At 51.1% G+C, this 23,912-nt stretch carries 19 protein-coding genes; 9 read left to right on the forward strand and 10 right to left on the reverse strand.

The genetic code is table 11. The annotated features are described in order from the left end of the window. The first annotated feature begins 66 nt into the window (after positions 1 to 66). Positions 67 to 2,625, forward strand: coding sequence for a TonB-dependent receptor (locus P8H26_RS14410; protein WP_289633835.1), 2,559 nt, complete (start codon positions 67 to 69; stop codon positions 2,623 to 2,625). A gap of 287 nt (positions 2,626 to 2,912) precedes the next feature. Here the strand turns inward: P8H26_RS14410 and P8H26_RS14415 are convergent, their stop codons facing one another. The 4 genes from P8H26_RS14415 to P8H26_RS14430 all read right to left on the reverse strand — a co-directional run bounded on the left by P8H26_RS14415 (position 2,913) and on the right by P8H26_RS14430 (position 7,166). Continuing rightward, a complete protein-coding gene (locus tag P8H26_RS14415) occupies positions 2,913 to 3,755 on the reverse strand; it encodes a carbohydrate ABC transporter permease (RefSeq protein WP_289633836.1) in 843 nt (280 codons plus the stop codon). Further along, positions 3,752 to 4,627 (reverse strand): carbohydrate ABC transporter permease, encoded by an 876-nt coding sequence (locus tag P8H26_RS14420; protein WP_289633837.1) that lies wholly within the window; start codon positions 4,625 to 4,627, stop codon positions 3,752 to 3,754. The genes P8H26_RS14415 and P8H26_RS14420 overlap by 4 nt, the downstream gene beginning before the upstream one ends. Positions 4,628 to 4,749: 122 nt before the next feature. Beyond that, entirely contained in the window at positions 4,750 to 6,054 is a 1,305-nt protein-coding gene (locus P8H26_RS14425) for an ABC transporter substrate-binding protein (protein ID WP_289633839.1), read from the reverse strand. Positions 6,055 to 6,098: 44 nt separating this feature from the next. Then, positions 6,099 to 7,166 carry an ABC transporter ATP-binding protein gene (locus tag P8H26_RS14430; protein WP_289633840.1) on the reverse strand — a complete coding sequence of 356 codons (1,068 nt, stop codon included), beginning with the start codon at positions 7,164 to 7,166 and terminating at the stop codon, positions 6,099 to 6,101. A 205-nt stretch (positions 7,167 to 7,371) separates the two neighbouring features. Here P8H26_RS14430 and P8H26_RS14435 point away from each other — a divergent pair, with 205 nt between their 5' ends. After that, complete coding sequence (locus tag P8H26_RS14435) at positions 7,372 to 8,220, forward strand: metallophosphoesterase (RefSeq protein WP_289633842.1); 849 nt, start codon at positions 7,372 to 7,374, stop codon at positions 8,218 to 8,220. A gap of 82 nt (positions 8,221 to 8,302) precedes the next feature. Here P8H26_RS14435 and surE read toward each other — a convergent pair whose 3' ends face one another. Next, positions 8,303 to 9,049, reverse strand: a complete 747-nt coding sequence (gene surE, locus P8H26_RS14440) for a 5'/3'-nucleotidase SurE (protein WP_289633844.1) — start codon at positions 9,047 to 9,049, stop codon at positions 8,303 to 8,305. A 209-nt stretch (positions 9,050 to 9,258) separates the two neighbouring features. On the opposite strand from surE, the gene P8H26_RS14445 reads away from it, so the two are divergent. Continuing rightward, a complete protein-coding gene (locus P8H26_RS14445) occupies positions 9,259 to 10,239 on the forward strand; it encodes a sugar-binding transcriptional regulator (RefSeq protein ID WP_289633845.1) in 981 nt (326 codons plus the stop codon). Positions 10,240 to 10,345: 106 nt separating this feature from the next. Here P8H26_RS14445 and P8H26_RS14450 read toward each other — a convergent pair whose 3' ends face one another. Next, a complete protein-coding gene (locus P8H26_RS14450) occupies positions 10,346 to 11,233 on the reverse strand; it encodes a LysR substrate-binding domain-containing protein (RefSeq protein ID WP_289633846.1) in 888 nt (295 codons plus the stop codon). 151 nt (positions 11,234 to 11,384) lie between these two features. Between P8H26_RS14450 and P8H26_RS14455 the strand changes: the two genes are divergently transcribed. From P8H26_RS14455 to P8H26_RS14480, 6 genes are all read left to right on the forward strand, one after another. Beyond that, complete coding sequence (locus P8H26_RS14455) at positions 11,385 to 12,218, forward strand: transporter substrate-binding domain-containing protein (RefSeq protein ID WP_289633847.1); 834 nt, start codon at positions 11,385 to 11,387, stop codon at positions 12,216 to 12,218. 86 nt (positions 12,219 to 12,304) lie between these two features. Further along, complete coding sequence (locus P8H26_RS14460) at positions 12,305 to 13,030, forward strand: amino acid ABC transporter permease (protein ID WP_289633848.1); 726 nt, start codon at positions 12,305 to 12,307, stop codon at positions 13,028 to 13,030. Continuing rightward, positions 13,027 to 13,827, forward strand: a complete 801-nt coding sequence (locus P8H26_RS14465) for an ABC transporter permease subunit (RefSeq protein ID WP_289633849.1) — start codon at positions 13,027 to 13,029, stop codon at positions 13,825 to 13,827. Before P8H26_RS14460 ends, P8H26_RS14465 begins: the two co-directional genes overlap by 4 nt. 1 nt (position 13,828) lies before the next feature. Continuing rightward, entirely contained in the window at positions 13,829 to 14,578 is a 750-nt protein-coding gene (locus tag P8H26_RS14470) for an amino acid ABC transporter ATP-binding protein (protein ID WP_289633850.1), read from the forward strand. A 20-nt stretch (positions 14,579 to 14,598) separates the two neighbouring features. Beyond that, positions 14,599 to 15,621: a C-terminal binding protein gene (locus P8H26_RS14475; protein ID WP_289633852.1), complete on the forward strand. Its 1,023-nt coding sequence runs from the start codon at positions 14,599 to 14,601 to the stop codon at positions 15,619 to 15,621. A gap of 28 nt (positions 15,622 to 15,649) precedes the next feature. After that, positions 15,650 to 16,309: an RraA family protein gene (locus P8H26_RS14480; protein WP_289633854.1), complete on the forward strand. Its 660-nt coding sequence runs from the start codon at positions 15,650 to 15,652 to the stop codon at positions 16,307 to 16,309. A 140-nt stretch (positions 16,310 to 16,449) separates the two neighbouring features. Here the strand turns inward: P8H26_RS14480 and P8H26_RS14485 are convergent, their stop codons facing one another. From P8H26_RS14485 to P8H26_RS14500, 4 genes are all read right to left on the reverse strand, one after another. Next, positions 16,450 to 17,499, reverse strand: a complete 1,050-nt coding sequence (locus tag P8H26_RS14485; RefSeq protein ID WP_289633856.1) for a biotin/lipoate A/B protein ligase family protein — start codon at positions 17,497 to 17,499, stop codon at positions 16,450 to 16,452. A 165-nt stretch (positions 17,500 to 17,664) separates the two neighbouring features. Continuing rightward, positions 17,665 to 19,539, reverse strand: coding sequence for a 7TM diverse intracellular signaling domain-containing protein (locus tag P8H26_RS14490; protein ID WP_289633857.1), 1,875 nt, complete (start codon positions 19,537 to 19,539; stop codon positions 17,665 to 17,667). Then, complete coding sequence (locus tag P8H26_RS14495) at positions 19,536 to 20,228, reverse strand: response regulator transcription factor (RefSeq protein WP_289633858.1); 693 nt, start codon at positions 20,226 to 20,228, stop codon at positions 19,536 to 19,538. Before P8H26_RS14495 ends, P8H26_RS14490 begins: the two co-directional genes overlap by 4 nt. A gap of 238 nt (positions 20,229 to 20,466) precedes the next feature. Beyond that, positions 20,467 to 23,895: an autotransporter domain-containing protein gene (locus P8H26_RS14500; protein ID WP_289633860.1), complete on the reverse strand. Its 3,429-nt coding sequence runs from the start codon at positions 23,893 to 23,895 to the stop codon at positions 20,467 to 20,469. Between the last annotated feature and the right edge of the window lie 17 nt (positions 23,896 to 23,912).

Raw genomic sequence — 23,912 nt, forward strand, 5'->3', positions numbered from 1 at the left:
TCGTCTTTGCTTGTAAAGGGCATTTTCATGCCGATAAGCGTTATAAAGACGGAGAGTCATCAGAGCATGAACATGGAATCCCCGAGCAGTACATCCCTTCGAACGGGAATGAGAACAGGCAAATTGTTGCTGGCTCTTTTGGCAACCACGGCATTACAGATTAGTCATCCATTTGCCACAGTCGCCTATGCCCAACAGAACAGTGTCACCTATTCCATTCCGGCAGGTTCATTAGGTACTGTGATTTCCGGTTTTGGGGACAGTTCCAACCTTCAGATATTATATCCGGCAGATCTGGTTCGCGGTAAAACCTCTCCCGGCCTTAGTGGAACGATGAGCCGTCAGGAAGCTTTGTCCCGTCTGCTTACAGGCACAGGTCTTCGCTATAATTTCACCAATGCCAATACAGTAACAATTACGGATCGCATCTCATCTGCCCCGAATGAGGCAACCGGTGCGAATGGTGCGATCGTGCTGGACACGATTACTGTCAGCGGCGGAACTTCCAGTATCGCAGATATCCCGTTTAAAACAGCCGGTTCTTCTTCCTATATCAGCGCAGAGCAAATCCAGATCGTACCGCCGTCATCCACCGGAGACATCTTGCGCAATGCTCCGGGCGTGTTTTCTGCCGGAAACCGGACAGGTCAAGCGCTTGACGTCAATATTCGCGGGCTGCAAGGCATGAACCGTGTCGCCACTCTGGTAGATGGTGCGCAACAGAGTTCATCTGCCTATCGCGGCTATAAAGGCATGAGCAGCCGCACTTTTGTTGATCCGGAATTCATCGGTGGCATTGATATCCAGAAAGGCCCGCCAACCGGCGCTCAGGGCAGTGGTTCGATGGGCGGCGTTGTTAACATGCGCACCATCAATGCTGATGATATTATTATTGATGGCAAATCATACGGAGTAAAGGTAAAGGGCGGTTTCTCCGGAAACAGCATCGAACCACGCTCCTATTACATTCCGCCAAACACAGAGGCTCCGCGCTTTGGTGGCAATGACTGGCTGAATGGCAACAGCAATATCGCAAGTGTTGCACTCGCCGCCAAGAATGAAAATTACGAGCTGGTGGGTGCCTTTGCCTCTCGTCGCAACGGCAATTATTTTGCAGGCACAAAAGGCGAGAAACAGGTCAAACGCTTCACTTTCGGTGGCAGGTATAACTGGGGGCCGATGTCCGCCTACAAACCCGGCAGCGAAATCTTCAACACCTCACAAGACACAAAATCTGTTTTGCTCAAGGGTAAGTTTAATTTCGAGCACGATCAGTCCGTGGAGCTCGGCTATATCCGCTATGACAGCACCTATGGTGAAGAATACGGCGATATGAATAATCCCGTCGCCATTGCTGGGTGGCCGCCTTATCAGGCCAATCTGAGCCGCACCAGATCGGACATGTACACGGCTAAGTACACGTGGAATCCGGAAGACAATGACCTTATCAATTTGCAGGCCAATGTCTGGCATACGCGCCTGTCTGACAACTGGGCTGCCGTTGAAATTCTCACCGGTGTACCGGGGGATACCAAAACCGATACAACCGGCGTAGAAATTTCAAACACATCCAATATTGATACCGATTATGGCACCTTTGATCTCAGATATGGTTCCACCTATTCCTATGAAAAAACGGTGCAAAATCCGGATACCAATATAGGGATGGAAGGCAACCGCACCGTCGCAGCAGTCTTTGCCAATGCCGATTATAAACCGGTTGACTGGCTGACACTGACCGCAGGTATGCGTTATCAGGGATATCGTACACAGGATAACAGTCTGAATGCTCCTGTTGAGGGTCTTGACGGCACGCGTCTGACGCCGCTGCTTGGTGTCACGCTAGAACCGCTGGACGGCTTTCAGCTCTTTGCCAATTATGCGCAGGGCTGGCGTCCGCCAAGCATCCGCGAAACCATTTTCAAAATGCCCGGCCTGATAGAACCCAACCCGTTCCTGCGTCCGGAACGATCGGAAAACTATGAAATCGGCGCCAATTATCTTGGTAATGATGTCTTGCTTGACGATGACAAGCTACGCTTCAAACTCGCCTTTTTCGATAATAATTATGATGATTATATCGTCAGATCCTATGGCAACCGTGCAGGGCTTCCGTTCCCTTACAGAGTTTATGCCAATATCGATGGGGCAAAATTCAGAGGTGTCGAACTTTCGATGTCCTATGATGCAGGCATGTTCTTTACAGACGCAAATTTCAACCGCTACACCAATGTTGAATATTGTTTTGCCGCCCGTGCAGGTGAAAGCGCCAAATGTGGTGAAAGCACTCCGCCGGATGACTACCAGAGCGTTTATGTTCCGCCAGTCTATAGCGGATCAGTTACACTTGGCGCCCGCTTCCTCGATGAAAGCCTGACGGTTGGCGGCCGTGTTAATTTCGTCGGTGAACGTGCCATAAAGCGCAGCGGCGTAGGGACTGTAGAGAGCGAATGGCGTTCTTATCAGGTCTATGACACATTCGCTTCCTATAAGCTGAATGATAATTTTTCATTCAATGCGAGCATCGAGAATATCTTTGACCTCTATTATCTTGATGCCATGAGCGAAGCCCTGACACCATCACCAGGTCGTACGTTCCGCTTAAGCGCGACAGCACGCTTCTGATCATCTGACCAATACCAGAACGACAACAGCCTTTTTGGTATTGGTCTACGTTTCATAGACAAAGTAGCACAGTAATATTTTAACGACAGCTCTCATGACACGCCCTGATGCAACCAAGGGCACCAGCACTTCATCACAATTGCACCAATACTAGCTGTTCATGTGCATCGGGTATTGCAGTGCGCCCCGAAAGACGTCTGCTTCCGGGAGCGGAAAATCTCGTACTGATGGCCGACTTGTGGCGCATAGCTGCTTGCACCGAGACACACGCCTTCAAAAAACACGACTTATTTAATGCCTGCACGCATGAAGCTTTGTACAAATTGGCGTTGAAATAGCAGAAAACCAACCAGCAGTGGTGCCGAGGTCATTAAGGCTGCTGCAGAGATAATGCTCCATTGCACACCCTGATCCGGCGAGGAGAACACCTGCAGACCAACCGTCAGCGGTCGTGTTGACACCGAATTGGTAATGACCAGTGGCCAGAGCAGATTGTTCCAGTGGTAGCTCACGGATACCAGCCCGTAAGCCACATAGATCGGTTTTGCCAAAGGTACATAGACTTTGAGCAAAGTGGTGAGCGCTCCTGCGCCTTCCACACGCGCTGCATCATCCAGCTCTTTAGGTACGGTCAGGAATGTCTGACGCAGCAGGAAAATACCAAAGGCTGATGCCATATAAGGCAGCCCCATCGCCACAACCGTGTCCACCAGACCGAGTTTGGCAATGGTGCGGTAGTTCTCCACCAGCAGCACTTCCGGCATAATCATCAGCTGCACCAGTACCAGCATGAAAACAATGGTTTTGCCGCGAAACTCATAACGGGCAAAAGCATAGGCTGCGAGGGTACAGATGACAAACTGGCTGATCAGAATAGTGCTAATCAGCATGAATGTGTTGAGGAAGTAGCGCCCGAAAGGTGCTGCATTCCATGCATTGCTGAAATTTTCGAGCGTCACCGGAGCAAACAACTCAAAACGCGCTTCATATTCCGGCGGATGGAATGCCATCCACACGGCATAGAGCAGCGGCAAAATCCAGAGCAGCGCCAGCATATAGCAGCCGATGGTTTCAACAACACGCCAGAAGGAAAATTCACGCGGCTGATGCGGTAATGTCATTGCACTCATTTGTAATGCACCTTGCGATCAAGAACCCCAAACTGGACAAAAGCGATGAGAGCGAGTGCGAGCAATAGCACAACCGTCAAAGCCGATGCATAGGCCGTATCCCAGAAACGGAATGCAACATTGTAAACATAGTAAAGCAGCAAAGTACTGGCATTATCCGGCCCGCCGCGCGTCATTACAATCACATGGTCAATCAGGCGGAATGCATTGATCACCGCATTAATCAGTACGAACAAAGTTGTCGGCATCAGCAGCGGGAATGTAACGCGACGGAAGAAATACCAGCGCCCTGTGCCTTCAAGTGCAGCGGCTTCTGACAGACTCGGACTGATCTGCTGCAATGCGGCCAGATAAAAGATCATGAAGAAACCGGCTTCTTTCCAGATCGCCAGAGCCATAAGGCTACCCAGCACAGTATCAGGATTACCAAGCCAGTTGGTTTCATGAAAACCGAACAATCCGAGAAACTGATCAATCAGACCATAGCCGGGTGTGTAGAAAAACAACCAGATATTGGCGACAGCAATCATCGGCAAGACTGTTGGCAGAAAGAATGACATGCGCATCAGCGACCGGCCGCGAATGGATGAATTCACGACAATTGCCATCAGCATTGCCAGAGCGATGGATGCAGGCACTGTGCCCAGCGCATAAATCGCATTATTCTTCAACGCTGCCCAGAACACCGGATCATTGATCATCGTTGTATAATGATCAACTCCGACAAATTGCGGCGGACGTTTGCCACGCTGCGTCTGGTAGAAGCTGTTGATGAATGTCATCACCGCCGGAATATGCGTAAACACAGCCAGCAAAACTGTGGCCGGTAGCAGTAGAAGCCAGGGTGTTATCTGGTTTTTCGCCTGATTCACGCGATTTCTCCAGCCTTTGTGACGATGGTGCTGACCAGCGAACCGGCAGCACATCATATTGTCTTTTATGAATAATCAGGCAGTGTATGGCTCCTCCGCCATACACTGCCCCTGCCCCGATATTACTGGTAAGGCTTGAGAATACGCTCAGCCTCAGCCTGTGCATCGCCCAGCGCCGTTTCAACGCTTTTATTACCGGTCAATGCTGCTTCAATCGCATCATCAATCACGCGTGCAACACGCTGATTTTCATAGGTTGAAAGTTCAGGCACCATATATTGAATCTGGTCGTGCGGAACTTTTGCACCCGGAAATTCCGCGACATATTTCTTCATCGCTTCTGTTTCCCATGCATCGTCGCGCGCAGCGATGTAGCCGGTTTTGATGCTCCATTCTGCAGCCTGATCCGCCGAGGACAACCATTTCACAAATTTAAATGCAGCCTGCTGCTTTGCCTCATCCTCAACATTGAAGATATAAGCATTGCCGCCACTGGTCGGTGCGCCATAGGCCTTGTTCTTAGGCAGGATCTGCACACCAAACGGAAATGGTGCATTGTTTTTCACATTGGTCAGATTGCCGCTTGTTGTGGTGATCATCGCGGCGCGGCCCTCAAAGAAGTCCTTCGGATTGGTTGCCCATTCAATCACACCCGGCTTCATCACCTTATGCTTATGCGCCAGATCAACCCAATATTGCATGGCTTCAACAACTTCAGGCGAATTGAAATAGGTTTTCTTGCCATCCGGCTCCGAAATCTTACCACCATTTTGCGCAACATAGCCCTGCAGCAACCAGTAAGATGTCAGCGATGACGGCACCTGCATACCCCAGCGCTCAACATTACCGCCGCTTGAGCGCTTGGTCAGCTTGGTTGCAAAATCGACAACCTCTGCCCAGTCCTGCGGACCTTTTTCCGGATCAAGACCGACTTCCTTGAAAGCGTCTTTATTCCAGAAAAACACTGTGGTTCCGCGCTGGAACGGCACACCCCATGTCTTATCTTCGCTCTTGCTGTTGACCATGAAAACCGGCGTAAAGCCTGCAAGCCAAGCTTTGTCTTCATCGCTCTTTGCCAGATCCTCATAAGGAAGAATGGCATCTTCCTCAATCAGCGTGAACATATCTGTCGAGAGCATAACCGCCACTTCCGGTGCCTGTCCGGATTTAAACGCCGTGAGCGATTTGCTCAGGGTTTCAGGATATGTGCCGGAATAAATCGGCTTCACCTTAATATCCGGATTTTGCCCTTCAAAACGGGTGATCAGATCATCCACAATTTTGGTAACCGGCCCGCCAATCGCCACCGGATAATAAAAACTGATTTCGACCGGTTCGGCCTGAGCTGCGCTCCACCCGCCCAGAACCGCCAACATTGCTGATGTTGCAAGGAGCGTTTTTACAGATCGTTTTGCCTGCATAGTCATAATCATTGCCTCACGTTGGATGGTTATTCCTGAAGTATTGCGGTTTAGACCGGCAGCGCGGCTCGTTCGACGCGATGCCCTGCGGCTTCATCAAAGACATGTACTGCGGATGGTGCCCATGTCAGACCAACCGTGTCACCGGCATTCAGCTGACGCACACCTTCAATGCGCACCTGCAAAGTCTGATCCCCGACCCGACAATCCAGAATACTGTCGGCACCATGATATTCGATTGTTTCAATACGGGCTTTGACACGCCCCTCATCCGCCACGCGGATTTCCTCCGGCCGCAATCCCAGAACCAGCCCGTTTGCCGAGCCTTCAATGATTGCCGGACCATCAACAGCACCGCTGATTGTGGACTTGCCGTCATATTCACCCATGCGGATAACATTCATTGGCGGCGTGCCGATAAAACGCGCGACAAAGGTGGTCGCAGGCTTCAGATAAAGCTCCGCGGGTTTAGCCTTTTGCTCAATCTTGCCGCCCTTCATCAGAACAACCTGATCGGCAAGGCTCATGGCCTCAATCTGATCATGGGTCACATAGACCATTGTCATACCGAGCTGTTGCTGCAGATTGCGGATTTCCTTACGCATCTCATGACGCAACTGGGCATCAAGATTGGACAGTGGCTCATCCATCAGGCACACGGAGGCTTCAGCCACGATGGCACGCCCCAGAGCGACACGCTGCTGCTGTCCGCCGGAAAGCTGCGACGGGCGGCGATCCAACAAATGCGACAGGCCAAGGATGTCGGCGGCACGCTTCAGCCGCTGATCACGCTCACCGGCTGACACTTTGCGTACACGAAGGCCAAAGATAATATTTTCGGCAACTGTGAGATGCGGAAACAGCGCATAGGACTGGAACACCATTGCCAGACCGCGCTTTGCGGGCGCAGCATTGGTTACATCCTTACCACCGATAATAATCTGGCCGGAAGTCACAGAGTCCAGACCGGCAATCAGACGCAGAGATGTTGACTTACCACAACCGGAAGGCCCTAACAGCACAGTCAGCGTGCCGGGTTCCACGGTAAAATTCACATCATTCACTGCGTGGAATGTCGTCCACTTCTTGTTGAGATTAACGATCTCAATACCGGACATCCGCTCCCCCTCCCCAATGCTTATAGCCGCCACGCAAAACACCGCTTGCTTTCAATGACAGCATTTCTCCGGCAACATCTTTTGCAAGATCAACAGAAACCGGCTTTACTCTATAAAAAAATTATTGAACTTTTTATTCACAGTCAATACTTTTGTACAAAATTGAGTGATTTGAATTTGACTCATTCATTGACGGGAGCGAAACATGACTAAATTCAGTATTTTACAAATCTCAGATACCCACCTTTCTCCGCGTACCGAGCATTTCCGCGAGAATAATCGCCTGCTGGCCAAACCGCTGGCGGAATCAAAGCATGACTTCATCATCCACACCGGCGACATCACGCTCGATGGCATCCGCTATGATGAAGACTACGCCCTGTGCCGCGATTTCTTTAAAGAATCGGGCAAGACCATTCGCTTCCTTGCGGGCAATCACGACATTGGCGACAATCCGAACCTCTCCAAACCAGAGAGCGAAAACGGCAGCGCTATCAATGCCGCCCGCTATGCTAAATTTGCTTATTATTTCGGCGCTGACCGCTGGGTTATTGATCAGGGAAGCTGGCGAATACTTGGCCTCAGCTCGATGCTGATCGGCTCCGGCCTGCCGCAAGAGCAAGAACAATATGACTGGATCGACGCACAGATTGCATCATTGGGGGATCGCTATCTGGCAGTCTTCACCCACCAGCCGATCTATATCGACAATACTGACAGCACAGAACTGACCTATTGGACGGTTGATCCGAAAGGTTGGGATCGTCTTGATGGCCTGATCAACCATCCGCAATTGCGTCTGATTGCCAGCGGCCACCTGCATCAGCAGCGCTCGGCCAAACGCGGCAATGTGCATCTCGAATGGTGTTCATCTATTGCATTCACAACCACAGATGAGCTGGTGCCGGAAATGGGCGGCACGCGAGAAGTCGGCTATATGGAACACTATTTTTCCGATGACGGCCGCGTTGAAAGCAAGGTTCTTAAACATGAGGGCTTCGCCAATAACCACCTTGAAGACGTAATCAAAGTGGTTTACCCGCTCATCGGATAAGCTCTTATAAAACAAATAAAAACCCCGCTTTACTCACATAAAGCGGGGTTTTAATATTACAGAGCACAGATACTATTCAGGCTCAGCCCGACTGATGCTTTGTCACCGAGGCCGGCACTTTGGAATGACCGAACCAATTCGGATTGGTGACGCTGGCTTTCCCTGAATCAATCAGTGCATTTTCATCATTGCCGTTGCTTTTATAATCACGATCAGCAAGCGGCTGAATACGGGCAGAACTCTCTGTCTCTTCCAGAATATTCACATATTTCAGATTTTTATCACGACCGATCTCGGCCATTTGCAAGGCAGCAGGCAGTTTGCGCGGCAGATTAATATTCAGCCAATGGCCGTCATGCGCCCAGTCATTTCGGGTTTCCCAGAAATTGCGGATATGGCTGGCCAGCCATTCCAGTGCAGTCGCATCAGCCGGTTCGCAATCGCGCGGCGCAGAAAATGCAACCGATGCAATACCGTTCAAAGCACCTTCGCGGGCAACAGCCATCGTACCCGAATAGGATACATCTTCTGCAACATTGCGGCCCGCATTGATGCCGGAGAGAATAAGATCCGGTAGCTTCTGATCCCGGAACACCCAATGTACCGCAGCAATCACACAATCGACCGGCGTACCCGTGCAGGCATAACGCTTGTCCGCCAGCTTGCTCACAGAAAAACCGGCGGTGAGTGAAACACAATGGCCGTTTGCGCTCCGGTTACCGTCGGGCGCAATGACCCAAACATCATCAGTCAAAAGACGTGCAGCCTTTTCAAGCACCGCAATGCCGGATGCATCAATACCGTCGTCGTTTGAAATCAGAATGCGCATATTCCACCTCTTGAAAACATTTCCCCACTACAGGAGAGTCTCTGAAATTGTGATGGAATATATGATTTATTTGTACATTCTTTGCAAATTAAATAATTTTGTTCAATTATCTTTTTAGACAAATCTTGACCTTTGCGTCAATATCACGCCATTATCACACACAGATGACAGATCGCGTTTTCGTTCGAAAAGAAACTAAAGGTAGGATAATGGCCCGCAACACCAAGCCGAAAACCAAGTTTCAGGCAGATCAGGATGAATTAAAACTGCGGGCAGCCTGGCTTTATTATATTGAAGGGCTGACACAGGAGCAGGTTGCTCAAAATCTGGATATCAGCCGCATCAAAGCTTTTCGCTTACTCGCAGCTACGCGTGAAGAAGGTATTGTCCAGATCTCCCTGAATTCCCATGCAGAACCGCTGATTAGATTACAGCGCGCATTGGAAAAACATCTTGGTCTGTTTGAAGCCATCGTCGTGCCCTCCTCGGATCAGTCAGAAGCCAGTATCTCTTCCGTAATCGGCCACGCCACCGGTCGTTACCTCTCCGACCGCCTGCAGGACGGATTGACCATCGGCGTCGGCTGGGGCGCGACGTTGCAGGCTTGTATGAGCAACCTGAAATGGCGCGAGATCAGTGATCTGTCCGTCATTTCCCTGCTCGGCGGCCTGACCCACTCTATGGCTTACAACCCGTCTGCGGTAGCGTGGCGGCTGGCTGAGTTTTACAAGACTGAGCTTTTTCAGATCACAGCTCCGGTTTTTGTGCCTCATGAAAGGCTCGCGCAGGAATTATGGGAAATAGATGACCTGAAAGCCCTGAGGAATAAAGTCTCGGAGATTGATCTTGCGATCCTCAGTGTTGCCGACGTCAGCAAACAGGCATCCATCTTCCGTCGCGGCCTGTTAACCGCTGAAGATGCCGAGAGCCTGCAGGCAGCCGGTGCTGTCGGCGATGTATTGTGCCAGTTCGTCAATGAGGCCGGTGAGATCGTCGATCATCCGATCAACAAACGTGCTATGGCGATTGATCCAACGGAATTACGTCGCGTGCCAAAAGTGATCATTTCCGCAGGCGGTGTGCGCAAAGCACAGGCGATCCGCGCTAGTATTCTGACGACAAAAGCACAGGTTTTGATCACAGACGAAGCCACCGCGCAGGAATTGCTGACACTGAAAAGCCTGAACTGACGTGCCGGAGGTGAGAACATCTAAATTCAGCTCAACCCGAAAGAAACTCCGCTGACAGATAAAACCCTCTCCACCCTCCGTAGTGAGCTCATGCTGCGACTTTTCATCAGGTTGAAGCAGATAATCTGTCACGCATAAACTGGATAAAATGATCAAGCACACTGGATTGAACCTGCATACGCGGACGGATCAACCAGATATTAAACTTAATCTCAGGCTCAAACTTTTTGACAACCAACTCACCATCACGACAACCGGCTGCACTGATCGGGTCAACCACAGAGACGCCCGCCCCCAAAGCCACAAATGAACAGGCAGTCTCTGACTGACCTGTCTCAATCTGCATTTTGCGTGGTATCTGTAAATCATCAAAAATTTTGTCAATCAGCATGCGTGACTGATCCTGCGGCCCCAAAGATACAAATGGCTGGCCGGCAAGATCCTGTGCTTTGATGCTTTGTTTTTCTGACAATGGGTGTCCAACCGGCAGAATGCATACTGCTTTTAATGTTTGCAGCGGTATGCTTTCAATTTCATCCCTGTCCCCCGGAATAAAACTGATCCCGAAATCCAGCTGATGGCTGGCAACAGCATCAATCAGACTACGTGAGCGCATGCTCTGCAAATGAAAGACAATATTGGGTTTTTCAGCAGCATAATCTGCAACAATTTCCGGCAAGACACGGCGGGCGATTGCCGGAAAGGCACCGAATGTCAGCGCTCCCCATTTCTGTTCTCTTAGAGCAGTAGCAACACGCGAAACGCGGTTTACGCCGGCAAACATTGCTTCAACCTCCACCAGCAGCGCTTCGGCCTCTCTGGTCGGGTGCAAACGCTTTCCTTTGCGCTCAAAAAGGGAAAAGCCGCAATAAAACTCCAACTGATTGATCAGCTGACTGACTGCTGGCTGAGAAATGCAAAGCAATTCTGCGGCCCTGCTGACACTCCCCATCGACATAACGGCTTTAAACGCCTCAAGCTGCCTGATATACACCGCCCCTCCTTATTAGATTTTCTTATAATTATCTTAGAAAATAGTATTATTAATTATATGATATTGTCGATAGGTTTTAAAAAAAGCATTTCGCGGTCGTTCGGTTTTGTGAGGCCAACAATGAAAATGCACATACCAAAAGGGGATTTTTATGCGTGCTAACTTACTTGCCAAACTCTCATTTACCACCGTCCTTTCCGGACTGACATTGTGCATGGCAGCACAGGCTGACCAGCTTGATGACGTAAAAGCCAGAGGGAAATTAATCGTCGGCATTAAGAACGATTATGTGCCTTTCGGATTTTTGACCAAAGAGGATGAACTGAAAGGTTTTGAAATCGATCTGGCGAAACATGTCGCCGGAAAGATTGTCGGTTCTGAAACAGAAATTGAACTTGTGCCGGTTGTGGCTTCCAACCGTATCGAGCTTTTAAATGCCGGTCGTATTGACCTGATTTTGGCAACGCTCGGTGTTAATAAAGAACGCGCAAAAGTTATCGATTTTACCGAAGAATATTACAATATGGCAGGCATTGTGCTGCTTGCTCCCAAAGATAGCACAATCGCCAAATGGGAAGATGTGCGCGGGCAGAAACTCTGCGGCATGCAAGGCAATCTTTACAATCGTACCCTGACCGGAACTTACGGCGCACAAACAGTTCTGCTCACCGGTACCGCGGACATGTTCAAGGCATTTCAGAACGGCCGTTGCAGCGCCGTTGCCTTTGACGGCCCTATCCTCCAGCAAAAATTGTCAGATCCGGAATGGGGCGCAAAGTACAAAATCGCACTGGATACATTTGATTACATTCCGATTGCGGGCGGCGTACGCAAAAACGAACCGCGCTTTCTGGAAGAGGTCAACAAAGCCATTCTCTCCGCAGAAGCAGCAGGTCTGCTCGTTAAAGCAGAAGAAACCTACGACATGGGCTCCAGCGAATACGTGACCAAACGCGCGGCAGACGCCAAAGCTGCCGGTCATTGATCTGCACTGAGAACAAAACCGGTTATCATTCGCGAACATACCTGTGTAGCCAAACTGATAACCGGTAAATTCATCGGAAATAATTCATGATATTCGGTCTCGATTTTGAATGGCTGGCAGATCCGCTCTATCAGAGCTGGTTGTTTGAGGGCTTAAAAACCACGCTCGCAATCACTGCTCTGGGCACAATATTAATGCTGATTATCGGCATTGCCGGAGCAGCGATCATTCATTTTAATGTCCCAGTTGCTCGTTCTCTGACGATTATCATGATCGACTTGTTCAGAAACACGCCGCCTCTGGTGCAGTTGTTTTTTCTGTATTTCATGCTGTCTGATTTAGGCATGTCCTATACAGATTCAGCAACAGGCGAGCAGGTACCGCTCTTATCCGGTTTTGCCTGCGTGGTCATTTCACTGGCCTTGTATAATGGATCAATTGCTATTGAGATTATACGCTCAGGTATCAATTCAGTGCCGCTTCAGACAGTCGAAGGCGGCCGGAGCATGGGCTATAGCCGGTTGCAGATTTTTCGCTGGATTGAACTGCCGATTGCACTGCGCATGACCATCCCCAATATGACCAGCAATGTTGTGAGCCTGATCAAGACATCGGCACAGGCAGCCCTCGTTGCTGTGACTGATATTATGTTTTTTTCCACGCAGATTGCACTGGAAACCTTTCTCAACCTTGAAGTGATGATCGTGCTTTGGCTGACCTATCTAGCCATAACTACCCTGGTCGTTCTGCTTGCCAAACAAATCGCAAAAGCCTTTGCAATTCCGGGATTTGGTGCAGGAGAAGTACAATGAACAGAGATACAATCTCCGCTATTCTTGGTTTCTTCGGGGTTATCATCACGCTGCTGGCCATCCTGTTTATAAGTTACGGACAGGCAAGCGGTGCTGCTATCGGCGTTCTTATCGACCGTTCATCACAGCTACTCACCGGTAGTGCCGGCTTCACCGGTTTTGGCGGCGGCTTCTCCGCAAATGTGATTATCAGCATTTTTTCGATGATGATCGCACTCGTGGCAGGGTTTTTCCTTGGTGGCGCGATGGTATCGCCTAATCGGGCGGTCAGAACCACTGCCATACTGATCATGAATCTGCTGCGCTCCTCACCCTGGCTGGTCGTGCTCTATGCTATGCTTTATCTGCTGCCGTTTCGCATGACATTTTTCGGCATCAGTATCTTTGTGTCGCCGTTTCTCAAAGCTGTCATCGGTCTGTCCCTGCCCGTTACCGCCTATGTTGCGGAGGGGTTCCGGAACGGAATCCGCGCAGTACCGGATGGCCAGTGGGAATCTGCCCGTGCCCTCGGTTATCGCCGCGGTCAGATTTTGCGCTCCATTATTCTGCCTCAGGCACTGCCAATGATGCTGCCCAACCTGATGACGACCTATGCAATGTTGTTTATTGGCACGAGCCTTGTAGTCGTTACCGGCACCTCAGATGTTCTCTCCATTGGCAAAACGGTTATTGCCAGTGACGGCGATGAATATGCGACGGCAATCTACCTCTACATTCTCCTGCTATTTTTTCTCTTCGCCTATCCGTTGGCGACCTGGACGCGTGCTCTTGAGCGCCGCCTGATTAAAGGCAAATGACATGACCACATCCTCCACACCAATCATCAAAGTCGCCGACATCTATAAGAACTATGGTTCTGTTGCGGTGCTGAAGGGCATTTCAATGGAAATTCAGAAGGGTGATGTTGCCTGTATCATCGGCCCTTCCGGCTCAGGAAAATCCACACTTTTGCGTTGCCTGAACGGCCTTGTCCCCGTCAACCACGGCAGCATCCGTGTCGGTAATTTTCAGGTTGAAAAACTGCGCTCTGAAAAAGAGCTGGTTCCGTTGCGCCATCAGGTTTCAATGGTGTTTCAGCAATATAATCTGTTTCCGCATAAGACAGTTCTGCAGAATATTATGATGGCACCCATACAAGTGCTGAAACACAATCCGCACGACGTGCGGGAGCGCGCGGTCAGGCTTCTCGCCAAAGTTCAGCTGTCAGGCAAAGAAAATGCCTATCCGGGAGAATTGTCCGGCGGCCAGCAGCAGCGTGTAGCCATTGCACGGGCGCTGGCAATGCAGCCGGAAATCATCCTGTTCGATGAAGTAACGGCCGCCCTTGATCCGGAAATGGTGCAGGAAGTCCTCAATGTCATTCGCGATCTGGCAGCTGAAGGAATGACCTGTGTGCTTGTTACCCATGAAATGCGTTTCGCGCAGGAAGTGGCTGATCAGGTGTTTTTCACCGATGGCGGCATCATGGTCGAGCGTGGCGAACCGTCAACATTCTTCAGTCAGCCGCGTGACCCGCGTCTCAAGTCTTTCCTGTCCAAAGTTCTCTGATTAATTCTCGGGAGGAATTTATGCAGACTTACAAAATTCTGGTGCCTGATGCGCATCTGCGCGATTTGGCAATTGAAAGTGCCGTTTCCGGTGACCGGTTTGAATATCTGATTTATGACGAAACTGACCCTTCTGCCATTCCGGAACAGCATTGGCGGGAATGCGACGGTATTCTGGTCTGGCACCGTATGCGCATTGCCCCGCAAACAGTTGCCCTGCTGGACAATTGCAAGCTTATTGTCCGCGTTGGTGTGGGCTTTGACAATGTGGATGTCGATGCCTGCCGTAAAGCCGGTATTGCTGTATCCAATGTTCCGAATTACGGCACAACAGAAGTGGCTGATCATGCCATTGCCATGCTGCTTTATCTGACACGCGGTCTCGGTACCTATGAGAAACGCCTTAAAGCTGATCCCGTCAAAGGATTTTTCGCAGAAGGCGCCCCTGTTGTACGGCGGCTGCGCGGATTGACATTCGGCGCCATTGGTCTCGGCCGTATCGGCACTGCAATCGCACGTCGTGCTGCGGCCTTTGATATGAAAATTGCCTACTACGATCCCTATCTGCCTGAAGGGCATGAACTGGGTATCGGTTTTGAGCGCAAGCAAACGCTGGAAGAACTGGTGGCGACATCTGACATTGTCAGTCTGCATGTACCGTTGTCCGCTGAAACCCGTTCCATGATCAATGATACCCTACTGGCACAGTTCCGCGACAATGCTGTTTTCATTAATATTGCGCGCGGTGGTCTGGTGGATATTGATGCGCTTTACCGCGCATTGCAGAGCGGACGACTAGCCGCCGCCGGACTCGATGTTCTGCCGGTTGAACCACCGTCCCCTTCTCCCGCCTTGCTTGAAGCATGGCGCAATGATGAAGCGTGGATTGCAGGACGGTTCATTGTATCGCCCCATGCGGCTTTTTATTCTGAAGCCGGCTATGTCGACATGCGCACATTCTCAGCTGAAATTATGCTGGATTTTCTTCTGCGCAACAAAGTCCGCAACAACGTCAATCCCGGTTGGGAACAATACAACCACTGACATACAGTGTGCCGAGGAGTGTGCCACAATGGCATTTCAAAAAGTAAACGCCCCGTTTCAAAAACTGTCTAGTGCTGCTCTTGATGCATGGCGCACCATCCCGCCTGCAGTCGCCTCCGACTGCCTGAACCGGACGCAGGCAATGAGCGCTGCGATCAAACCCGTCTCGACGGGCATCATACTTTGCGGTCAGGCGCGAACAGTTACCGCTATGGCAGGAGATTGCGGCAGTATCTGTGAACTGATCGGCGTAGCAGAGGCCGGTGAAGTCATTGTGGTTGATGCCGGCGGCGTGGAAGACACTGCCGTATGGGGCGGGATCATGACGGCAGAAGCAGCCCACCGAAAACTGGGCGGTGCAGTCGTGTTCGGGGCTATCCGCGATGTTGAAGAAGTCAGGCAACTGCAATTCAACATGTTCTGTAAGGCGATTGTCCCCCGTGGCCCGCATCATGGTTTTGGCGGTATTATTGACGGCGCTATTTCAATGGCCGGTGCTGTTGTTCACCCCGGAGATATTGTACTTGGTAATGATGATGGCGTGGTGATTGTACCATTGGAGCGGGCGGAGGAAATACTCGCAGCCGCACAAGAGCACCTCGACAAAGAAAAAGCATGGCTTGACGGTATACGGAGCGGACAGACGATCCAGCAAATGTTCAGGATGCAGACCTCTACATCAAAATGAACAGGATTAGCGCTATCCGTCATGCAGGTGACAGAGCCCCTAATGCAACAACCATAAAGGTTAGCAATAAAGCCTCCGCCCCCTGAACAATTTTACTGAAGGGTGACCATCAAACACGGTCACCCCCTTCAGTCCGTTATTTACGGAATATGGTGGAGCCACTTTTCAGTCGAGAACTTCTCGGTAACGAGCTGTTCGGCCGCAGCAAATTCCTCAGCTGTGACTGCACCTTTCACGCCGCCATTGAGCGAGACAAACATATCCATCATACGGTCAATGACTTCGCGACGTGGCAGGCCTGTCTGGCTTCTTACAGGATCGACGCGTTTCACCGCACTTGCCGTTCCCTTATCTGACAGTTTTTCACGCCCGATACGCAGAACCTTCACCATTTTATCCGCATCCATGTCGTAAGCCATTGTGACATGGTGAAGAACTGTTCCGCCGGAATAACGCTTCTGTGCGGCGCCGCCAATTTTACCTTTGGAACTCGATATATCATTGAGCGGTTTGTAAAATGCATCAACGCCCAGTGAATTCAAGGATTTCAATACCCATTCATCAAGGAAAGCATAAGAAGCGGCAAAGTCCATATCCCGAACCAGATCACCGGGTGCATAAAGCGAATAGGTGATTGTATTACCCGGCTCGACAAACATAGCGCCGCCACCGGTAACGCGGCGAACAGTCTCCACACCCATCTCTTTCGCTACTTCCATATCAACTTCATTGCGCAGTGACTGAAACGCACCAATGATGATGGATGGACGTTCCCATTCCCAGAAACGCAATGTCGGCGCGCGCCTGCCGGAAGCCACTTCACGCGCGAGAACTTCATCCAGCGCCAAATGCATTGCCGGTGACAGCGGCGGAATGTCGATGATCTGCCATTCATAATCACGCCAGGTTCTGGCCACGCCGAGCGCGCGCCGAACGGCAATAGCAACGGCCTCCGGACTAAAACCGATCATGACAGCGTCAGGACGCAGCCCTTTTTGCACCGCTTCAGCGATCTCTACCACGGAAGCTGTGACGGGCAAGCCATTGAGCGCATCACGGATATCGTCCAAGGCTTCTGCCGGTTCCAGAAAGAAATCACCGGCAACCTGAACCTCATGCAGCTTGTTATCCTGAACTTCCAGATCAACAACAACCAGCTTGCCGCCGTGAACTTTGTATTCGCCATGCATTTTCATATACCTTTATTAAAGGAAAGAATAAGCCGCCCTTTGTATCTTCAACAAAGAGTAGCTCCCTATTGAAAGCTATATATGATTTGCTTCACAATGAGCATCAATATACGGGGCTGTGATCAGTTCAATACGAAGCCATATATTTACAACATCGAAACTGTTTTAATTCTCGGTGAGTTTAAACCGCGCAACGAGTAAAGTTCTTCCGGAAACGGACTCCACAGCGAGCGTTCCGTTGAGACGGGCAATACGGGTCGTCATACTGCGCATACCAACGCTGAGGCCTGACTGGCGCACTGCTGCAACATCAAAACCAACACCATCATCCTCGATTTCAAGACACAGCTCGGCTTTATTATCCTGAGTAAGACGGAGCCGGACATGTTTGGCATGGCTATGGCGTACAACATTGGTCAGCCCCTCTTCGACCAGTCGTGTCAGCACCAGACATTGCATGGCGTTGGGGCGCGTCAACCATTTATCGGGAAGCTGCCAGTCACTGCGAATATTGAAATGATCAAACAGTGAGGTAAAACGATGGCGCAGCGGTGCAATCCATTCCCGCGGCGTGGCCGGTGTTTCAACCCCTTCGCTCGAACTTGAGTCAATCGTTTGACGCAGATCATCGCGCAGCAGCTTCAGCATGGACAGCACCCGTTCGCGCTGTAACATTGGCGGGCTTTGCTCGACAGACGCCATAATATGCAGCAATGATCCGCCCAATCCGTCATGCAGATCATGTGCCAATTGGAGACGATCTTGCAGACGCGTATTCGTGAGAGCCAATCCGTATTGATGTTTCAAGGTTGTGGCGAGCTCTGCCTGTGCTGTCGTTACAGCTTCCTGAAGCTCCTGATTGAAACGCTCGACACGGTATACAGTTTTGGCATGGCGAAACCCCATAATACCCGCTAAACATAAGGTAATAGCAATATTGGCATAGGGCATGATCGTAGCAGAACCATGCAAAATCTGTGTTATCAGCAAATAATCATGCACACTTATGATGAGCAGTGCCAGCAAACATGCAGCCAGCAGAATATGCTCAGGATTGCGTGTCCGCCACGCGTGAACCGGTATAGCCACGCAATTCGCAGCAAAAACAACAGTGATGACTAAAACCACAATCGCATGTGTAACAGAGGCGTAGGCAACTGGCGTAAATATCAGTGCCAATACCAGCACAGCGGTCAGCGACCACAGAACCCGCTCAATGCGAGGCAGTTTCTGTTCACTCAGCCGCCATGTAAAAATACAAAACGTGGCAATAGACAGCACCAGACCGGTGAGGAAGACAGTCGCGGCACTGGCACTGCTGGCAAAAGGCCACGGGCTGGTAGCCAGAATATTAGAAATGAAGATAAGCCAGAACGATGTTGACAGTGCATACCAGCCGTAAGCTGTCTCATTGCGATGTGCCAGCCACAGAGCCAGAAAGAAAACGCCAAGAACACCCGAAACAATCATGTTGATCGTGAAGAGCGTTCGGTTACGCCACCACAAACCGTCATAGATTTGCTGCATCGCCTGTGCCTCGCCCAGATGAACAGGGCCAAGGCCGAGTTGCTGTCCGGTTGTACTGACAACGCGGATGCGGATCGTGTTTATCCCGTCGCGCAAATGGGCTTCAGGCAAGCGCAACAAGCGCGGCATATTCCAACTGCGGGAAAGCGGCTCAATCAGACTGGCATCCCGCCAGAGTTGTTCATTATTGACAGTGATTTCACCCGCCAGCACGATGGATTCCACCACCAAAGCGACAGGATATGTGCGCGGACTATCGCAGGCACGTTTCCAGTCAATGCGATACCAGATACCATCAAGACCAGCGCGATCATCAGGAGCCATTGCTCCAGGCATATGCTTCCAGCCATCATCAGGCAGTGTGACCTTCTGCCAAGGTCCGTTATCAGGATATTTCCTGCCTTGCAGTGCCGGTGCGGCCTCTATGGCAACGATATCAACAGAGCAATGCTCCTGCGCGAATGCACCGGTGCATAAAAACAACCAGATCGTAAGCAGGCAAAACCATCTCACGCCAGCAATCCACGTTGACGCGCGGTACGGATCGCACGGGTGCGCGACGAGACTGCAAGTTTGCGATAGATATTCTTGACGTGGCATTCAACCGTATAGCGTGAGATCGAGAGTTTTTCGGCAATGTCGCGATTGCCCATGCCTTCAGCCACCAAGCGCAAAATCTGGTGCTCACGCGGGCTTAACTTTTCGGCCTCTGTCGCCGGTTCATCCGCGATGCCCTCCTCCTCTTCGAAGGAAAATTCACTGATGATACGGCGAGCCAGCAAAGGGTCAATCGGAGCACCACCGCGCAAGACACTGCGCAGTGCCAATGCGACTTCCAGATCATCGCGCTCTTTCAGCACATAACCCGTTGCACCGGCACGCAATGCGGCCAGAATGGCTTCCTGCGTTGACCATGCAGAGATGACCAGAATAGCAACGGTCGGATTTTGCTCGTGCATCATGCGGATAAGATCAATGCCACTGCCGTCAGGCAAGCCGAGATCAACCAAAGCCAGTGCCACCAGCTGATCCGTCAGATAGTGCTGTGCCTCAGCAATAGAACTTGCCATCATCAGAGCATCAGCCTGATAGCCCAGTTGCAGCAGCAAGTTTTCCAATCGCTGGCTCACCGCCACATCATCTTCCACGATCAGCACCGGAGCAGGCAGAATAAGATCGGTAGCAAGCTCACTGATTGGCATTGGCTATCTTCTCTCCGGTCACGTTGCGATTAAGTTCTGCCATTGAACCCGCGCACGTTCAATACAGGGCTTTGCAAACTAGAGCGTATCCCAAAAAGTGTAAAACGGTTTTCGGATAAGATACGCGTGAAAACAAAAAGATAGAGCGAACGCAGTGGATCGGATTAAACGCAACACGCTCTAGCAAATTATATCTGCAAACGCCGCCCTTTTGTAATCAGGCGGCGTTTGATGAGACTTAAAACTTTACACTCAGATTGGCATTAACACTGTTCTGCGTGAGCCCTGAGCCAAACTGCCCCTGATAGCTGAGACCGAGCATCGTGTTCTGATTGAGCTGAACGTCAAAGCCGGTTTCAATTAGTGCTGTATCGCGCCCGATTGAGGTGCCGAGCGAAGTGAAAGCGTTGGAGCCGCCCACAAAACTGGCTGTTGTCGCCGGAATAACATCGCCATAAGCATGGCGCCAGCCAAGATCAGCACGCGCTGTGGTCATATAGCCACCCAGATCAAAGCCGGTTGAAACACGCATACCCAATGTGGACAGAGTGGTATCCATCGAACCGGAGTGAACTGATAGCGCTGCACCATTCAGCCCCTTTTCGTCAAAATCACCAGTGCGCACATGTACGTAAGCGAGATTGGCATAAGGCTCGATGAGTGAGCGCGGGCTGATATTGAGCTTGTATCCCAATTCGCCGAAGACCTGAAAAGTGCCTGCACGATAATCGGCAGTGAGCTTGTCGCTAAAATCTGAGAAAGCCACCGAACGGCTCATCTCGACATTATGCCATGCATAGGCAATACCTGACCGCAAACCAATCGCACCACCGGCAGTTGCCCATTCTGTTCCGCCATAGGCACCGAGTGTGTAATTATCGCTGGAACCGGAAGAACCGCGTTCTCCGGTTTTAAAAGTTGAACGGCTGTATCCGGCCATTACACCGAACCGCCAATTGTCATAGACCGCCGCATCAATACCGGTCGTGAACCCACCAAGCGTGGATTTTGTGCGTGCCGCATTACCGTCACCGGACTGGCTTGCCCAGCTACCAAACGCGGAGCCCCATGCTGTATAGCGGGCAAGATCATCCTTGCTGATCGCCTCTTGTGCCACAGCATTGATTGCACTGGCAGCCGCTTTCGGCTGTTCGGCTGGTGCAAAATTCATGACGGAAACAGGGGCCGCAGGCGTACCGCCAAAGGCCTGTTGCAGACGATTATTGACGGCAGAGCGTGTGGCACCACCGGCATTGGCCAGTACACCAGCCGTTGAGGCGTAAGATTCAGCCGATAATTGCGGCAAAGCTGCACGAAGTGCCGAGCCATCGGGAGCCGAGAAATCCAGTGAAGCGATCAGCCCTTGCAGGCCGGATGAAGCAGTATTGGCAGCGGCATCAAGTGCCAGACCTGCACCCAGACCATTTGTACTGCCGGCATAGCGTGAATAAGCACCATCGGCACGCGAAAGCGACACGGTATAACTGTTACTGCCATTGTCGGTGGCTGCTGCACTCAGAGTTGGCGATGCAAGTGATGTCGAAATGGCTTCAAAGGCACCACTCATTGTATCTGCGCTCAGCCATGCGTCTGATGTGACGCTGAAACCGTTCTGATACCAGCCCTTAACGGGCGCAAAAGCAAGAGTGCCATCAAGCGTTGCCTGACCATGCACGATCAGCTGACTCAGCGCCTTCTGATCATTAAAGGCAAGTTGCAGCGTGCCGCTATCAGCCTGAACATAATCGCCGTTAATGGTAATGGCTGTGCCTGCAACCGATGGATTGACGACACCCGCATTGCGGAATTGCTGTGCCGTATCAATCTGATAAAGCCCCTGCCCAGCAAGGGTTGCGCCTTGTGCCACGGCAACATTGAACAGATCATGATTGCCGCTGAATTGCGCAATCCCGCCGTCTATTTGCAGCGCCAAATTGCTACCGGTCATATTGCCATTATAGGTCAACCGGAAATCAGCATCTGCATTGCCGGTTGAGCGACCCTCACGATCGGCCTTCAAACCAAAACTTAAATTTGTCAGACGCAGATCGCCGTTTTCGTCTTCTTCCTCATAGTTGGAGATAATGTCGCCAGTGATATTGGCACCCTGCATAACATTGATCCGGCCAACGAGAGCATTTTCGGACATGAAGATAGCAGCCTGACGGCCTGCAACACGACCGGTGAGATCAAAGGTCGAAACCAGCGCCCCTTCAAGCTCTGGCAAAGTGGCGGCATATTCCTCGGGCGTTGAATTGGGCGCATAGAGAATATAAGAGCCCCGATAACCGGTCGCATCGCCACGCGAATTATGACCAAAGTCAAAGCTCACCGCGATGCCTCTGTCGCCTAATGCCTGCGCATCACCGCGATGGGTGAATGTGTGATCCTTGCCATAGGCAAACATGACAGCGCGCCCGTCTGCACCATCAGCATAGACGCGGGTGCCAGGCAGAATAGTCAGATTATTCGCAGCGCCGTCAACGCGGATGCCCCCACCGCCTGCACCGGCTGACAATAAATCAGCACGCTGAGAAATGGTATTGTTGCTACCATAGACATGGAGACCAAGCCCCAATGTCGCACTGTTATATGTATTGGCAAGATATGCCGTACCGCTCGCATTACGGGCGTAAAACGGGTTATCATTGATGAGTGTCAGCCCGTCGCCATAAACGGAATTGCCATAGAAATTGCGCCGGTCGATGGTGTAACCGATATCCTGTAACGCGGCGATTTCAGCTTCCATCAATGTGCTGTAATTGCGGTAATATTGATGGCTCATCAAACTGTTTTTAAGCTCGATATGACTGAAAACCGGTGAATCTATCGGCCCGTAATCCGTTGCCACCCGCATGGGCAGGCCCTTCATCGCGCCATTTAGCGCCTGAGAAACATGCGTGCCAGTAAAGTAGGCCTGATCATTCCGCACATCAAAAGTATCAAGCCCCTGCTTTTCCGGCGGCACAACGCAAATATTACACAAAATGATCTGATCGGGGGTCGCAGCCTTGTCATTATCGTCGCGCAAATGAGCGCTCCAACTGTTAAAACCATTGGCAAAGGCGAGTATCGGTGCGCCCTCATCGTCCACACCAGTGACATAGGCATTCGCCGCGACACCAAGCGCATGGGCAATTTCATGGATAAGCACAGCGCTCAGAGAGGTTTCACCGGTAAGCGCCATATGGGACGGCGTATAAGGCTGCTGCGCCCAATTGAGCGTGCCAACGATGATATAACCATGTGCACCCGCTTGCAGATTATCAAAAGGCTGATTGGTCAGTGCCGCCTGCACGGTGCTTGGCGAGCCCGGCTGAGCCGTTGCATTCCAGCTGAGAGCTGCAGCCGACACCTCGTCAAATGTTCCGACATTGAGGACGGCAGGGTTTTTACCTGGTACGACGCTGATGATCTCAGACCAATATTGTGTTGCCGCGATAATCTGATTGATCTGCCAATCAGCAAGGTTCCATGTTGATTGCTCATTGTCGCCGTAAACACCGTCGCCAGTATCGAAGATGCGCAGTGTGATAAAAGGCGTGTCGTCAGCACTCTTGATTTCATAAGGCGTGATGGCCGCAGCCGGAGAAGTCATCGATGTGCAAAGCAAGCCTGTCGACAAACATGTCGTTACAGCGAGCATAGCGATAAATCTGGTTGTCATCTTCCCCCCGAAGCCGA

Origin of the sequence: Pseudochrobactrum sp. sp1633 (assembly GCF_030376605.1) — a bacterium.
In the GTDB taxonomy this organism is placed as follows: Bacteria; Pseudomonadota; Alphaproteobacteria; order Rhizobiales; family Rhizobiaceae; genus Pseudochrobactrum.